The sequence below is a fragment of the Micromonospora sp. NPDC092111 genome, assembly GCF_044755745.1.
Taxonomy (GTDB): domain Bacteria; phylum Actinomycetota; class Actinomycetes; order Mycobacteriales; family Micromonosporaceae; genus Micromonospora.
Map to the genome: position 1 here is coordinate 304,449 of NZ_JBIVRQ010000003.1, position 13,718 is coordinate 318,166.

Sequence of the window (13,718 nt, forward strand, 5' to 3'; positions counted from 1 at the left end):
ATCGTAGGTCGGGACGGCGTCGTCGGCGCGTCGCGCGTCCGGCGCCCCCACCCGGCCCACTGACGTGACGGTGGACATACGGTTCCGGGGCGGCGGAGGTGGTCGCGACCGGTAAGGATGAGGGAGATAATTGCGGCTTACGGCGGGGGAGAGCGTGGCGAGCGGGACGAGTCGGGACGTGATCCACCGGGGACTGGCGGTCCTCGGCCGGGCGATCCGTGAACAACCGCGCATCTTCGCGGTGGCGGTCGCCGGCAGCGTGCTCTTCGGGTCCCTGGTGATCGTCAGCGCGTACGTGGTCGGCGCGGTGGTCGGCGAGGTGGTGGTGCCGGCCGTCGCCCGGGGCTCGGTGGGCACCGGCGCGCTCGCCCTGGCCGCCGTGGCGCTGCTCGGGATCAGCGTGCTGCGGGTGGTCGGCATCTTCGGCCGCCGGCTCGGCGCCGGCTACATGCAGTTCCGCCTCCAGGCCGCCTACCGGCGCCGGGTCACCCGCCGCTACCTGGACCTGCCGCTGTCCTGGCACCACCGCAACGCCACCGGCACGCTGCTGTCCAACGCCAACTCCGACGTCGAGGCCGCCTGGTACCCGATCGCGCCGCTGCCGTTCGCGGTCGGCACGCTGGTGATGCTGGTCGGCGCGATCGTCTCGCTCTTCCTGACCGACTGGGCGCTCGCCCTGGTCGGGCTGGCCGTCTTCCCCGCCCTCTTCGCGCTCAACGTGGTCTACTCCCGCCGGATGGCCCCCCGGCAGGCCCGCGCGCAGCGGCTGCGCGCCGAGGTCAGCGGCATCGCGCACGAGAGCTTCGACGGGGCCCTGGTGGTCAAGACGATGGGCCGCGAAGCCCAGGAGACCGCCCGGTTCGCCGGCCGGGCCGGGGAGCTGCGCGACGCGCTGATCTCGGTCGGCCGGCTGCGGGGGGTCTTCGACCCACTGCTGGAGACGCTGCCCAGCCTCGGCACGCTGGCCGTGCTCGTGGTCGGCACGGTCCGGCTCAGCCAGGGCGCGATCAGCGTCACCGACCTGGTCAGCGTCGCCTTCCTGTTCACCGTGCTGGCCTTCCCGGTGCGGGCCATCGGCTGGGTGCTCGCCGAGTTGCCGCGCAGCGTCGCCGGCTGGGACCGGCTCAGCCGGGTGCTCGACGCCACCGGCGAGATGCCCTACGGGGACGGCACCCTCGACGATGCCGGGGCCGGGCCGGCCACCCTCGCCTTCCACGACGTGCACTTCGGCTACGAGCCCGCCGAGGCGCACCTGCCCGGGGCGCAGGTGCTCGGCGAGGTCGCCTTCACCGTGCCGGCCGGGCGGACGGTGGCCCTGGTCGGGCCGACCGGCGCCGGTAAGTCCACCATCGCCTCGCTGGCGGTCCGGCTGGTCGACCCGCAGACCGGCACGGTCACCCTGGACGGCGTGGACGTCCGGGGGCTGACCGCCGCGTCGCTGGCCTCGACCGCCGCCCTGGTCGCCCAGGTGCCGTTCGTCTTCGACGACACGGTCCGGGCCAACATCACCCTGGACCGGCCCGGCATCGGCGACGACGACGCCTGGGCGGCGCTGCGGCTGGCCGAGGCGGACGGCTTCGTCGCCGCCCTCCCCGCCGGGCTGGACACCATGGTCGGCGAGCGGGGCACCTCCCTCTCCGGTGGCCAGCGGCAGCGGCTCACCCTGGCCCGGGCGCTGGCCGGCCGGCCCCGGCTGCTGGTCCTCGACGACGCCACCAGCGCGGTCGACCCCCGGGTCGAGGCGGCCATCCTGGCCGGGCTGCGCGGCCCGGCCCCCGGCCGGCAGGCCGCCGCGTCGATCCTGGTGGTGGCGTACCGGCGGGCCACCATCGCGCTCGCCGACGAGGTGATCTACCTGGAGCAGGGCCGGGTGCTGGCCCGGGGCACCCACCCCGAGCTGCTCGCCACCGTGCCCGGCTACGCCGACCTGGTCACCGCGTACGAGCAGGCCGAGCAGGAACGCGAGCAGAACCGGCCGTACGACGAGGCCGCCCCGCTGCCGTCGGGCCTGGAAATCGAGGTGGACCGGTGAGTGAGGAAGAGCGGGCCGAGAGCACCTGGCAGACGCTGCGGCGTGGGCTGGCGCTCTCCCCGGAGTTGCGGGCCGGGTTGGCCGGCACCATCGCCCTGGCGCTGGTCTACATGGTCGGCCGGGTGGCCGTGCCGGTGGCCGTGCAGCGCGGCATCGACCAGGGCATCGACGTACCCGGCGGTCCGGATCTCGGGGTGATCGCCACCGTGGTGACCGCCACCGCGGTGGTCCTGCTGGTCACCACCACCTGCGGCTACCTGATGATGCGCCGGTTGTTCACGGTCAGCGAGACCGCGCTGGCCAACGTCCGGACCAGGGCGTTCCGGCACGTGCACGACCTGTCGATGCTGCACCAGCAGTCCGAGCGGCGCGGCTCGCTGGTCTCCCGGGTGACCAGCGACGTCGACCAGATCACCCAGTTCCTCCAGTGGGGCGGGGTCATCCTCATCGTCAATCTCGGCCAGCTCGCCGTCACCACGGCGGTGATGCTCGCGTACTCCTGGCAGTTGACCCTGGTGGTGCTCGTCGCCTTCGCCCCGGCGGTGCTGGTGATCCGGCTGCTGCAACGCCGGCTCGCCGGGGCGTACGGCGTGGTCCGGCAGCGGACGGGCACCCTGCTCGGGACGATCGCGGAGAGCGTCGTGGGCGCGCCGGTGATCCGGGCGTACGGGATCTCCGGGCGGACGGCCCGGCGGCTGGACGCGGCGATCGAGGGGCAGCGGGAGGCCCAGCAGCGGGCCATCCGGATCAGCATCGTGGGCAGCTCGGTCGGGGAGATCGCGGCCGGGCTGGCGCTGGCCGGGGTGGTGGTCGTCGGGGTGCGTCTCGGGGTGGACCAGACGCTGTCCGTCGGCCAGCTCACCGCGTTCCTGTTCCTGGTCACCCTCTTCATCCAGCCGGTGCAGATCGCCACCGAGGTGCTGAACGAGGCGCAGAACGCCATCGCCGGCTGGCGTCGGGTGCTGGACGTGCTCGACGTCGCGCCGGACGTGGCCGACCCGGGGGAGCAGGGCCGGGAGCTGCCGCCGGGGCCGCTGGACATCCGCTTCGCCGGGGTGACCTTCGCGTACCCGGGCGGGCCGCCGGTGCTGCACGACGTCAGCCTGGAGATCCCGGCGAAGAGCCGGGTCGCGGTGGTCGGCGAGACCGGCAGCGGCAAGACCACCTTCGCCAAGCTGCTCACCCGGCTGATGGATCCGACCGACGGTCGGGTGCTGCTCTCCGGGGTGCCGTTGGACGAGGTGCGGTTCGACTCGCTGCGCTCCCGGGTGGTGATGGTGCCGCAGGACGGCTTCCTCTTCGACGCCACGGTGGGGGAAAATGTTCGCTTCGCCCGGCCCGAGCTGACCGACGCGCAGCTCACCACGGCCTTCACCGAGCTGGGTCTGGCCGACTGGCTGGACGGCCTGCCGGCCGGGCTGGCCACCCCGGTGGGCGAGCGGGGGGAGGCGCTGAGCGTGGGGGAGCGGCAGCTCGTCGCGTTGGCCCGGGCGTACGTCGCCGACCCGGACCTGCTGGTCCTGGACGAGGCGACCAGCGCCGTCGATCCGGCCACCGAGGTACGCCTGCAACGCACCCTGGACGCGGTGACCCGGGGCCGGACCACGCTCGCCATCGCGCACCGGCTCTCCACCGCGCAGGCCGCCGACGAGGTGGTGGTGGTGGACCGGGGCCGGATCGTGCAGCGTGGCTCGCACGACGAGCTGGTCCGCGACCCCGACTCGGTGTACGGCCTGCTCTACGCCTCCTGGTTGGAACAGACCCGCTGACCCCGGGCCGACCTGTCAGGCCAGGTCGCCGAGGAGGTAGCGCTGCACGGTCGGGCCGATCGCCGCGACCAGGGTCTCCGGGCTGGCGGAGGCGATCGGCTCCAGCCGGATCACGTAGCGCATGGTGGCCAGCCCGATCACCTGGGTGGCCACCAGCGAGCCGCGCAGCGGTCGCTCGGCCGGGTCCAGGTCGAGCTGGTCGAGCACCCGGCGCAGCACCTGGGTGACCAGGAACTCGCGCATCAGTCGGGCCGTCCACTCGTTGCTCACCGCCGAGCGGAGCAGGGCCACCGCCGCCGCCCCGGCCGGCGAGTCCCAGATCCCGAGGAAGGTGCGGACCAGCCGCTCCCCGACCCTGTCCGGGTCGCCGGCCAGCACCGCGGGGAGCAGGTCCGCCGGGTCCACCGGGATGTCCACGGTGGCCCGGAACAGCTCCTCCTTGGTGCCGAAGTAGTGGTGCACCAGGGCCGGGTCGACTCCGGCGGCACCGGCGATCACCCGGATCGAGGCCGCGTCGAAGCCGCGTTCGGCGAACGCCGTCCGGGCCGCGGCGAGGATCGCCTGCCTGGTGTCGGGATTGCCGGGGCGTCGGCCGCTACGGCGGGCCACGCGGTCAGCCGCTGCGCCGGCGGAGCGTCGCCGCCGCCAGCACCAGGGCCGCCACCGCCGCGCCGGCCACGATCGCCACGTCCCGCCACATCAGGCCGGTCGGCTCGGCGTGCGCGCCCACCTCCTGCAACGCCTCGACCGCGTACGACAGGGGCAGCACGTCGCTGACCGCCTGGAGCCAGCCGGCCATCTGCCCACGGGGCACGAACAGCCCGCAGAGCAGCAACTGCGGGGCGACCACCACCGGCATGAACTGCACCGCCTGGAACTCGGTGCGGGCGAAGGCGCTGCAGAACAGCCCCAGCGCGACGGCGAGCACCGCGTTGACCGCGGCGATCAGGATGACCAGGCCGGCGGCGCCGGCCGTGGTGAGCCCGAAGAGCCAGTACGCCACGGCGGCGGCGATGGTCGCCTGCACCACCCCGGCCAGCCCGAACGCGATGCCGTAGCCGAAGAGCAGGTCCAGCTTGCCCAGCGGGGTGGTGAGCAGCCGTTCCAGCGTGCCGGTGGTGCGTTCGCGCAGCATCGCGATGCTGGTCACCAGGAACATGATGATGAACGGGAAGAAGCCCAGCATCACCAGCGCGATCCGGTCGAAGTCCGACGGCCGGCCGGGCGGGGCGGACTGGTCGGCGTACATGTAGTAGACCAGGGTGAGCAGCACCGTCGGCACCAGCACCAGCAGCGCGACGGTGCGCCGGTCGTGCCGGAGCTGACGCAGGATGCGCCCGGTCGTGGCGGCCAGGATCCGGGGGTTCACGACGCGTCTCCGTCCGTTGCGGCGGGCCGCTCCGGGGCCGCCTCGCCCGCCCGGATCAGCCGCAGGAACGCCTCCTCCAGGTCGTCGACCCCGGTGTTGGCGCGGACGGCGTCCGGGGTGTCGTCGGCGACCAGCCGGCCGTCCCGGATGAGCAGCAGCCGGTCGCAGCGGGCCGCCTCGTCCATCACGTGGCTCGACACCAGCAGCGTGGTGCCGGCGGCGGCCATGGCGTGGAACCGGGCCCACAGGTCGGCCCGGAGCACCGGGTCCTGCCCGACCGTGGGTTCGTCGAGGATGACCAGCTCGGGCTCGCCGACCAGCGCGCAGGCCAGCGAGGCGCGGCTGCGCTGCCCGCCGGAGAGGGTGCCGACGAGCTGGCTGGCCGCCCCGGCCAGGCCGACGTCGGTCACCGCCCGGTCCGCTTCCGCCCCGCCCCGCCCCTGGAGGGCGGCGAAGTAACGGGCGTTCTCCCGGACGGTGAGGTCGGCGTAGACGCTGGGCGCCTGGGTCAGGTAGCCGACCCGGTGGCGCAGGTCGGCCGCCCCGGCGGGCCGGCCCAGCACGGTGACCGTGCCGGAGTTGACGGTCTGCACCCCGACCACGGCCCGCATCAGGGTGGTCTTGCCGCTGCCGCTCGGACCGAGCAGCCCGGTCACCGCGCCGCGCGGCACCGCGCAGGTTATGCCGTCCAGCACCCGTCGTCGGCCTCGGTCGACGACCAGGTCGCGGACGGCGACGGCGTTGTCCATCGCCCCGCCTCCCGAAAACTCATCACCTGTTGAACTCAACGGTAGATGAGTTACCTGTCGGCGCGCAAGGCGACGGCCCGGGTCGGCCTGACCACGCCCCGTCGACCCGGTGGTCGGCGAAAGGTATCCAGAGGCAGGAATGAGAACCGTCGGGCACTAGCCTTCGGACCGGACACGGAGTCCGGCATCGGGCATTGCGGCCCGATCGGACGTACGGCACGATGACGCCGTGGATCACGCTCCGTTGCCGGAGGGCGCCTTCCTGAACGACTGGACCGACCGGTTGCGTACGGCCGCCGAGCGCCCGGTGGTCGGCATCCTGCTGCGCGGCAGCCACGCCCGGCGGGCCGCCACCGCGCACAGTGACGTCGACCTGGACGTGCTCGTCACCGACGGCCGACCGACCCCACCCGGCCCGGACGGCGCCGACCCCACCCGGCCGGGACCGCCGGCCGGCCGGGCCGACGACCTGCCGTACGACGACCGCCGTGCCTACCTCACCGAGGTCGACGGCCGGATCGTGCACGTCTCGGTGGCCGCCCGGGACGTCCGCTCCTGGGTCGACCGGCTCGGCGAACCGGCCGACTGGGCGTTCGGGCTGCCGGTGGCCGCGCCCGCCCGGCTGCTCTGGGCCGACCCGACCTGGCGGCCCCGGATCGACCTGCCGGTGCTCTGCCAGCCCGCCGACCAACCCCGGCTGGAGGAGTTGGTGGCCACCCTCGGCAAGGTCGCCGGGGCCCGGGCGACCGACGACCCGCTCGGCGTCCGGCTGGCCGCCGCCGACCTGGCCCGGCTCTGCCCGTGCGTGCTGCGGGTGGCGAACCCGGGCGTCCGGGTGGCGTCCCGCCGGGCCGCCTTCGCCGCCGCCCTCGACCTGCCGGTCGCCCCGCCGGGCTACCGCGACGACATGCTGCTCTGCCTGGGGGTCCGGCCCGGCTCCACCGCCCAGGTCGGCGCCGCCGCGGCCCGGCTGGTGGCCGGGGTGCTGCCGCTGGTCCGGCCGTACGCCGACCGGATCGCCGAGACGGCCGGCCCGGACCTGGCCCTGGCCCTGGCCGACGGCCGGCTGGACCGGTACGTCGGCCAACTGTCCCGGGCGGCCCGGGGCGGGGACGGGCCGCAGGTGCCCGCGCCGCGTACGGGACAATGGGCCACTGTGCCCGTACCTGACTCTCCCGTGAGCGACGGCGGACCCGCCGGCGCGGTCCGCCCGTCCCGTCTCGACCCGGCCGTCGCCGCCCGGCTGCGCCGCACCCCCGACGGCCTGGTCGCGGCCGTCGTGCGCCAGCACGACACCGGCGAGGTGCTGATGGTCGCCTGGATGGACGACGAGGCGCTGCACCGGACCCTCACCACCGGCCGGGCCACCTACTGGTCGCGCAGCCGCCAGGAGTACTGGGTCAAGGGCGCCACCTCCGGCCACCACCAGTACGTCCGCTCGGTGGCCCTGGACTGCGACGGCGACGCGCTGCTGGTCAGCGTGGACCAGGTCGGCGCGGCCTGCCACACCGGCCAGCGCACCTGCTTCTTCACCGAACTCCCGGTCAGCACCGGGACGGACGCCCGGTGAGCGCGAGGAGTGCGGCGTGGCGGAGCCCCGCAGCCGCGGACGAAAGGCTGGCTCGACCATGACCGACGGCGCGCTCAGCCCCGACCTGGGCACCTTCACTGAGCTGGCGGCCCGCTGGCGGGTGGTGCCGGTGACCCGGCGGCTGCTGGCCGACGCGGAGACCCCGGTCGGGGTCTACCGCAAGCTCGCCGGTGGGCCGGGCACCTTCCTGCTGGAGTCCGCCGAGCAGGGCGTCGGGTCGGCCGGGATGGCCTGGTCGCGGTACTCGTTCATCGGCGTGCGCAGCGGCGCCACCCTGGTCGAGCGGGACGGCGTCGCGGTCTGGACCGGCACCCCGCCGGCCGGGGTGCCGGCCTCCGGCGACCCGGTCCACGTGCTGCGGGAGACCGTCGCGGCGCTCGCCGGCGGCGTACCTGACCCGGCCGGCGACCTGCCGCCACTGACCGGTGGCATGGTCGGCTACCTCGGGTACGACCTGATCCGCCGGTTCGAGCGGCTGCCCGAGCTGACCGAGGACGACCTCGGGCTGCCCGAGCTGGGCATGATGCTCGCCACCGACCTGGTGGTGCTGGACCACTACGACGGCTCGGCGATCCTGGTCGCCAACGCGGTGCTGCCGCCGCTGGACGACCCCGACCGGGCGGCCCACGTCACCGCCGCCTACCACCACGCGGTGGGCCGGCTCGACGCGATGACCACCGCGCTGTCCCGACCGATTCCGCCCATGATCTCCACGGTCGACCGGCCGCCGGTCGGCGACGTGGTCAGCCGGACCCCCGACGGCGGCTACCCGAAGGCGGTCGAGGCGGCGAAGGAGGCGATCCGGGCCGGCGAGTGCTTCCAGATCGTGCTCGCCCAGCGGTTCGAGCGGGACACCGACGCCGATCCGTTGGACGTCTACCGGGTGCTGCGCACCACCAACCCCAGCCCGTACATGTACCTGCTCCGCTTCGACGGGTTCGACATCGTCGGCTCGTCCCCGGAGGCGCACCTGAAGGTCAACGCCGGCCCGGACGGGCAGCGGCGGGCGCTGCTGCACCCGATCGCCGGCACCCGGCCGCGTGGCGGCACCGCGGCGGCCGACGCCCGGCTCGCCACCGAGCTGCTGGCCGACCCGAAGGAGCGGGCCGAGCACGTGATGCTGGTCGACCTGGGCCGCAACGACCTGGGCCGGGTCTGCCGGCCGGGCACCGTCCAGGTGCCGGAGTTCGCCACCATCGAGCGGTACAGCCACGTCATGCACATCGTCTCCACCGTGGTGGGCACCCTGCGCGACGACCGGACCGCCTTCGACGCCCTCGCCGCGACCTTCCCCGCCGGCACCCTGTCCGGCGCGCCGAAGGTACGGGCCATGGAGATCATCGAGGAGTTGGAGCCGGTCCGGCGTGGGCTGTACGGCGGCACCGTCGGCTACTTCGGCTTCGGCGGCGACCTCGACATGGCGATCGCGATCCGGACCGCGCTGATCCGCGACGGCCGGGCGTACGTACAGGCCGGAGCGGGGGTGGTGGCCGATTCGGAGCCGGCCGCCGAGGACCAGGAGACCCGGAACAAGGCCGCCGCCGTACTGGCCGCCATCGCCGCCGCCGAGACCCTGCGGCCGGCCCGGTGAACGCCCGGCAGGCGCCGGCCACGCGGCGGACCCGGTGAGCGCGCCCGAGGTCGCCGGGCCGGCGGCCACCGACGGCGGCGTACCAACCGCCCGTGGGCGGCGCGAGCTGGCGTACGCGGTGCTGCTCTGCCTGGCCGGCGCGGGCCTGGCCTGCTGGGCGGTGACCCGCACCTGGTCGGTCGAGGTGACCGCCCGGGGCGCGCTGCCGCCGACCCGGCAGGACCGCTCCGGGGCGGACCTGCTGCCCTGGCTCTCCGCGCTCGCGTTGGTCGCGTTGGCCGGTGCCGGCGCGGTGCTGGCCACCCGGGGGCGGGTCCGGCGGCTGCTGGGCGGGCTGCTGGTCGGGCTCGGCCTGGCCGTCGCGGCCGGCGGTGGCTACGGGCTGGCCGCCGATCTCGGCGGCGCGGTGAGCCGGCAGTGGCCCGCGTGCTGTCTGATCGGCGGGGTGCTGGCGGCCGGCGGCGGACTGCTCACCGCGCTCCGTGGCGCGGGCTGGCCGGCGATGGGCGCCCGCTACGAACGGCCGTCCCGCGCGGACGCCGGGACCGACCGGCAGCCGATCGGCGAACGGGGAAACCGCGAGGCGTGGGACGCGCTCGACCGGGGTGAGGACCCGACGGTCAGCTGACCGGCTGCGGGTCGCGGGCCTCGTGGCGGTCCCGGGCCGCGGCCCGGGCGGCTGCCAGCTCGGCGACCAGGCGGTCCAGCTCGGCCCGCTGGTCGGCGCGGGCCCGGTCGGCGCAGACCGCCTCCCAGGCGTTGCCCCGGGCGGTGCGCACCCGGCGCTCGCCCACGACGGCCCGCTCCAGGGTGTGCACCACGCCGACGGCGAGCGACGCGACCGTCCGGGAGATGGTGGTGAGTCCGATGGTGGCGTTCGGCCCCGCAGTGCTCATAGGTCACCCCGCGCGATGAGATCGGATGGTGGGCAGGCGCGTCGTCGAGTCTGCCCGAGTCCGATGCTGCCCGGCGCAGGTTTCACCCCGGTGACGGGCCGGTCAACGGTCCCGTCGGGCGAACCACCTGCGCCGGACCGGACTTCCTTGAGCTTGGTCACAGCCCGCGCGGCCGGCCGACCCCGGGCTGCGCGGCGGGCCGGATCGTGATCCCATATCCCATGGGCATCGATCGATGGCTGGGCGGGCGGTGGACGATGGGCGTCGATGACGCCGGCCGACGGGCGTGGTGGCGCTGCGTGACATCCCGTTCACCGGAGGTCGGCCATCATGCCACAGCCCAATTCGTGAGGAGCGCCATACCCCCGGCACCTGTCGCCAGGTGGCGCCCCCTAGCATCGGCCCATGACACCCGGAGAGGGGAGTCCGTTGGTGACTGCTGAGCATGCGCACGCGGAGGGGGACGGGGCCGGTCCGGCAGCGTCCGGAAGCGTGCTCGACGAGATCCTGGCCGGCGTCCGCGAGGACGTGGCGCGGCGACAGGAGCAGGTTCCGCTGGAGCGGATCCGCGAACTGGCCGCCGCCGCGCCACCACCGCTGGACGCGTACGCGGCCCTGCGCAAGCCCGGCGTGGCCGTGATCGCCGAGGTGAAGCGCTCCTCGCCGAGCAAGGGCCGGCTGGCCGAGATCGCCGACCCGGCCGAGCTGGCGGGCGAGTACGCCTCCGGCGGCGCCCGGGCGATCAGCGTGCTGACCGAGGGCCGCTGGTTCGGCGGGTCGCTCGACGACCTGGCCGCGGTGCGGGCCGCCGTGCAGATCCCGGTCCTGCGCAAGGACTTCGTGGTCTCCAGCTACCAGGTGCACGAGGCCCGCGCGCACGGCGCCGACCTGGTGCTGCTGATCGTCGCCGCGCTGGAGCAGAACGCGCTGGTCGGGCTGCTGGAGCGGATCGAGTCGCTGGGCATGACCGCGCTGGTCGAGGTGCACACCGAGGAGGAGGCCGACCGGGCCCTGGAGGCCGGCGCGCAGGTGATCGGGGTCAACGCCCGTGACCTGCGTACCCTGGAGGTCGATCGGTCCGTCTTCGAGCGGATCGCCCCCGGCCTGCCCAGCAGCGTCGTCAAGATCGCCGAGTCCGGCGTGCGCGGCCCGCACGACCTGATCCGGTACGCCTCGGCCGGCGCCGACGCCGTCCTGGTGGGCGAGGGACTGGTCACCCAGAAGAGCCCCCGCGAGGCGGTGGCCGAGCTGGTCAACGCCGGGAACCACCCGGCGACGCCCCGCCCGGCGCGCTGACCCGAGCGGGCAGACTTCCGCAGCGAGAGGACATCGCGATGAGCGCCAACGTGTCGGCTCCGGCCGGCCAGCTTCCCGACGCCGCCGGACACTTCGGCCGGTTCGGCGGGCGGTTCGTCCCGGAGGCACTGGTCGCGGCGCTCGACGAGCTGGACGCCGCGTACCGCAAGGCGATGACCGACGAGGTGTTCCTCGCCGAGTTCGCCGCCCTGCTGCGCGACTACGCCGGCACCCCGTCACCGCTGTACGCCGCGCGGCGGTTCTCCGCGTCGGCCGGCGCCCGGATCCTGCTCAAGCGGGAGGACCTCAACCACACCGGCGCCCACAAGATCCGCAACGTGCTCGGCCAGGCGCTGCTCACCAGGCGGATGGGCAAGACCCGGGTGATCGCCGAGACCGGCGCCGGCCAGCACGGGGTCGCCACCGCCACCGCCGCCGCCCTGTTCGACCTCGAGTGCGTGGTCTACATGGGCGAGGTCGACACCCGGCGGCAGGCGCTCAACGTGGCCCGGATGCGGATGCTCGGGGCCACCGTCGTCCCGGTCACCACCGGCTCGCGCACCCTCAAGGACGCGATGAACGAGGCGATGCGAGACTGGGTCGCCAACGTCGACGACACCCATTACCTGATCGGCACCGCCGCCGGCCCACACCCGTTCCCGGAGCTGGTCCGGGACTTCGTGCGCGGCATCGGCGAGGAGGCCCGGGCGCAGTGCCTCGACCTGACCGGCGCGCTGCCGGACGCCGTCGCGGCCTGCGTCGGCGGCGGCTCCAACGCGCTGGGCATCTTCCACGCCTTCGCGCCCGACCCCGACGTCCGGCTGTACGGCTTCGAGGCCGGCGGCGACGGGGTGGAGACCGGCCGGCACGCGGCCAGCATCACCGGCGGCAGCGCCGGGGTGCTGCACGGCACCCGCACGTACGTGCTCCAGGACGCCGACGGCCAGACCGTCGAGTCGCACTCGATCTCGGCCGGGCTCGACTACCCGGGCGTCGGCCCGGAGCACGCCTGGCTGCACGACACCGGCCGGGCCCGCTACCTGCCGGTGACCGACGCCGAGGCGATGGCCGCGTTCGAGCTGCTCTGCCGTACCGAGGGGATCATCCCGGCGATCGAGAGCGCGCACGCCCTCGCCGGCGCGTTGACGATCGCCCCGCAGCTCACCGCCGAGCTGGGCCGGGAACCGGTCATCGTGGTCAACCTCTCCGGCCGGGGTGACAAGGACGTGCACACCGCCGGCGAGTACTTCGGCATCCTCGACAAGGAGTGAGCGTCGTGAGCGAGCGAGTCATCGGGCTTCGCGCGGCCCAGGTGCCGGCCGGCGTCGACCGGGCGGAGGTGGCGGCGTGAGCCGGATCGGCGTCGCCTTCGACAAGGCCCGCGCCGACGGGCGGGCCGTACTGGTCGGCTGCATGCCGGCCGGGTTCCCCACCGTCGAGGGCAGCATCGCCGCGATGACCGCGATGGTCGAGGCGGGGGTGGACGTCATCGAGGTGGAGATCCCCTACTCGGACCCGGTGATGGACGGCCCGGTGATCCAGAAGGCCAGCGACATCGCCCTGGCCGGCGGCGTCCGCACCGCCGACACGCTGCGCATCGTCGAGGCGGTCGCCGCCACCGGCGCGCCGGTGGTCACCATGACCTACTGGAACCCGATCGAGCAGTACGGGGTGGACGCGTTCGCCCGCGACCTGGCCGCCGCCGGCGGCACCGGCCTGATCACCCCCGACCTGATCCCCGAGGAGGCCGGCGAGTGGCTGGCCGCCTCGGAGGCGCACGGGCTGGACCGGACGTTCCTGGTCTCCCCGTCGTCCACCGACGCCCGGCTGCGGATGACCGTCGGGCACTGCCGGGGCTTCGTCTACGCCACCGCCATCATGGGGGTCACCGGGGCCCGGTCCTCGACCTCCGACGCCGCACCGGTGCTGGTGTCCCGGCTGCGGGAGGTGACCGACCTGCCGGTCGGCGTCGGGCTCGGCGTCGGCACCGGCGCCCAGGCGGCCACGGTCGCCGGGTACGCCGACGGGGTGATCGTGGGCAGCGCGCTGGTCCGTTGCCTGCTGGACGTCCCGGACCTCGACACCGGCCTGACCGCCCTGCGCGCCCTCTCCGCCGAACTCGCCGAGGGCGTCCGCAACCCGGCCCGCTGACCGCCCACCCGGTGCGGGCCCACCGCCCTGCCGCTGGTCGCTCGTCGGGCGCCGGCCTGCTGGTCTGCTGGTCGCCCGCCGCTCGCCGAGCGCTCGCCGGCGGCCCGCCGTTCGCCGCTCGCCCGCCGCTCGCCCGCCGCTTGCCGGCCGGGCAGATCGGGTGGATCAACCCGGATGGGCGAGGTGGCGGTGTCCGCAGCGCGGGATACCGCCACCTCGCCCCACTGGCGCCGCCCCGCCGCCCCGCCGGCTCGGCGATTCGGGCGGGCCCGGG

12 protein-coding genes and 1 pseudogene are annotated in these 13,718 nt (G+C 74.9%); 9 read left to right on the forward strand and 4 right to left on the reverse strand.

All coding sequences use genetic code 11. The annotated features are described in order from the left end of the window. Window positions 1-154 precede the first annotated feature (154 nt). Window positions 155-2,032: an ABC transporter ATP-binding protein gene (locus ACIQG9_RS09885; RefSeq protein ID WP_400399820.1), complete on the forward strand. Its 1,878-nt coding sequence runs from the start codon at window positions 155-157 to the stop codon at window positions 2,030-2,032. Then, on the forward strand, window positions 2,029-3,801 hold the full coding sequence (locus ACIQG9_RS09890) for an ABC transporter ATP-binding protein (protein ID WP_400399822.1): 1,773 nt from the start codon (window positions 2,029-2,031) through the stop codon (window positions 3,799-3,801). The genes ACIQG9_RS09885 and ACIQG9_RS09890 overlap by 4 nt, the downstream gene beginning before the upstream one ends. Window positions 3,802-3,816: 15 nt before the next feature. Here ACIQG9_RS09890 and ACIQG9_RS09895 read toward each other — a convergent pair whose 3' ends face one another. Genes ACIQG9_RS09895 through ACIQG9_RS09905 form a run of 3 tightly spaced genes read right to left on the reverse strand, consistent with a single transcriptional unit; the run spans window position 3,817 to window position 5,919 of the window. Continuing rightward, entirely contained in the window at window positions 3,817-4,410 is a 594-nt protein-coding gene (locus ACIQG9_RS09895; RefSeq protein ID WP_400399824.1) for a TetR family transcriptional regulator, read from the reverse strand. Between the two features lie 4 nt (window positions 4,411-4,414). Further along, on the reverse strand, window positions 4,415-5,170 hold the full coding sequence (locus ACIQG9_RS09900) for an ABC transporter permease (protein WP_400399826.1): 756 nt from the start codon (window positions 5,168-5,170) through the stop codon (window positions 4,415-4,417). Beyond that, window positions 5,167-5,919 carry an ABC transporter ATP-binding protein gene (locus tag ACIQG9_RS09905; protein WP_400399828.1) on the reverse strand — a complete coding sequence of 251 codons (753 nt, stop codon included), beginning with the start codon at window positions 5,917-5,919 and terminating at the stop codon, window positions 5,167-5,169. Before ACIQG9_RS09905 ends, ACIQG9_RS09900 begins: the two co-directional genes overlap by 4 nt. A gap of 667 nt (window positions 5,920-6,586) precedes the next feature. Here ACIQG9_RS09905 and ACIQG9_RS09910 point away from each other — a divergent pair. The 4 genes and pseudogenes from ACIQG9_RS09910 to ACIQG9_RS09925 all read left to right on the forward strand — a co-directional run. Then, window positions 6,587-6,910 (forward strand): annotated as a pseudogene (locus ACIQG9_RS09910) (phosphoribosyl-AMP cyclohydrolase); the annotation flags it as partial. 165 nt (window positions 6,911-7,075) lie between these two features. After that, window positions 7,076-7,489, forward strand: a complete 414-nt coding sequence (gene hisI, locus ACIQG9_RS09915; RefSeq protein ID WP_400400115.1) for a phosphoribosyl-AMP cyclohydrolase — start codon at window positions 7,076-7,078, stop codon at window positions 7,487-7,489. Between the two features lie 58 nt (window positions 7,490-7,547). Further along, window positions 7,548-9,101 (forward strand): anthranilate synthase component I, encoded by a 1,554-nt coding sequence (locus ACIQG9_RS09920; RefSeq protein WP_400399830.1) that lies wholly within the window; start codon window positions 7,548-7,550, stop codon window positions 9,099-9,101. A gap of 34 nt (window positions 9,102-9,135) precedes the next feature. Beyond that, window positions 9,136-9,729, forward strand: coding sequence for a Trp biosynthesis-associated membrane protein (locus tag ACIQG9_RS09925; protein WP_400399832.1), 594 nt, complete (start codon window positions 9,136-9,138; stop codon window positions 9,727-9,729). On the opposite strand, the gene ACIQG9_RS09930 is transcribed toward ACIQG9_RS09925, so the two are convergent. Continuing rightward, entirely contained in the window at window positions 9,722-9,997 is a 276-nt protein-coding gene (locus ACIQG9_RS09930; RefSeq protein ID WP_400399834.1) for a hypothetical protein, read from the reverse strand. The two genes, ACIQG9_RS09925 and ACIQG9_RS09930, sit on opposite strands and share 8 nt — an antisense overlap. Before the next feature lie 492 nt (window positions 9,998-10,489). On the opposite strand from ACIQG9_RS09930, the gene trpC reads away from it, so the two are divergent. The 3 genes from trpC (at window position 10,490) to trpA (ending at window position 13,444) form a co-directional block, all read left to right on the forward strand. Continuing rightward, on the forward strand, window positions 10,490-11,293 hold the full coding sequence (trpC, locus tag ACIQG9_RS09935; protein ID WP_400400117.1) for an indole-3-glycerol phosphate synthase TrpC: 804 nt from the start codon (window positions 10,490-10,492) through the stop codon (window positions 11,291-11,293). A gap of 38 nt (window positions 11,294-11,331) precedes the next feature. Further along, a complete protein-coding gene (gene trpB, locus ACIQG9_RS09940) occupies window positions 11,332-12,564 on the forward strand; it encodes a tryptophan synthase subunit beta (RefSeq protein WP_400399835.1) in 1,233 nt (410 codons plus the stop codon). A 76-nt stretch (window positions 12,565-12,640) separates the two neighbouring features. Then, complete coding sequence (gene trpA / locus ACIQG9_RS09945) at window positions 12,641-13,444, forward strand: tryptophan synthase subunit alpha (protein ID WP_400399836.1); 804 nt, start codon at window positions 12,641-12,643, stop codon at window positions 13,442-13,444. Window positions 13,445-13,718: the final 274 nt, after the last annotated feature.

What these genes read in the sequence shown, in the direction of transcription:
- ACIQG9_RS09905 (WP_400399828.1), bottom strand. Translation starts at nt 5,919, where the DNA reads ATGGACAACGCCGTCGCCGTCCGCGACCTGGTCGTCGACCGAGGCCGA.
- ACIQG9_RS09920 (WP_400399830.1), top strand. Translation starts at nt 7,548, where the DNA reads ATGACCGACGGCGCGCTCAGCCCCGACCTGGGCACCTTCACTGAGCTG.
- ACIQG9_RS09930 (WP_400399834.1), bottom strand. Translation starts at nt 9,997, where the DNA reads ATGAGCACTGCGGGGCCGAACGCCACCATCGGACTCACCACCATCTCC.
- trpB (WP_400399835.1), top strand. Translation starts at nt 11,332, where the DNA reads ATGAGCGCCAACGTGTCGGCTCCGGCCGGCCAGCTTCCCGACGCCGCC.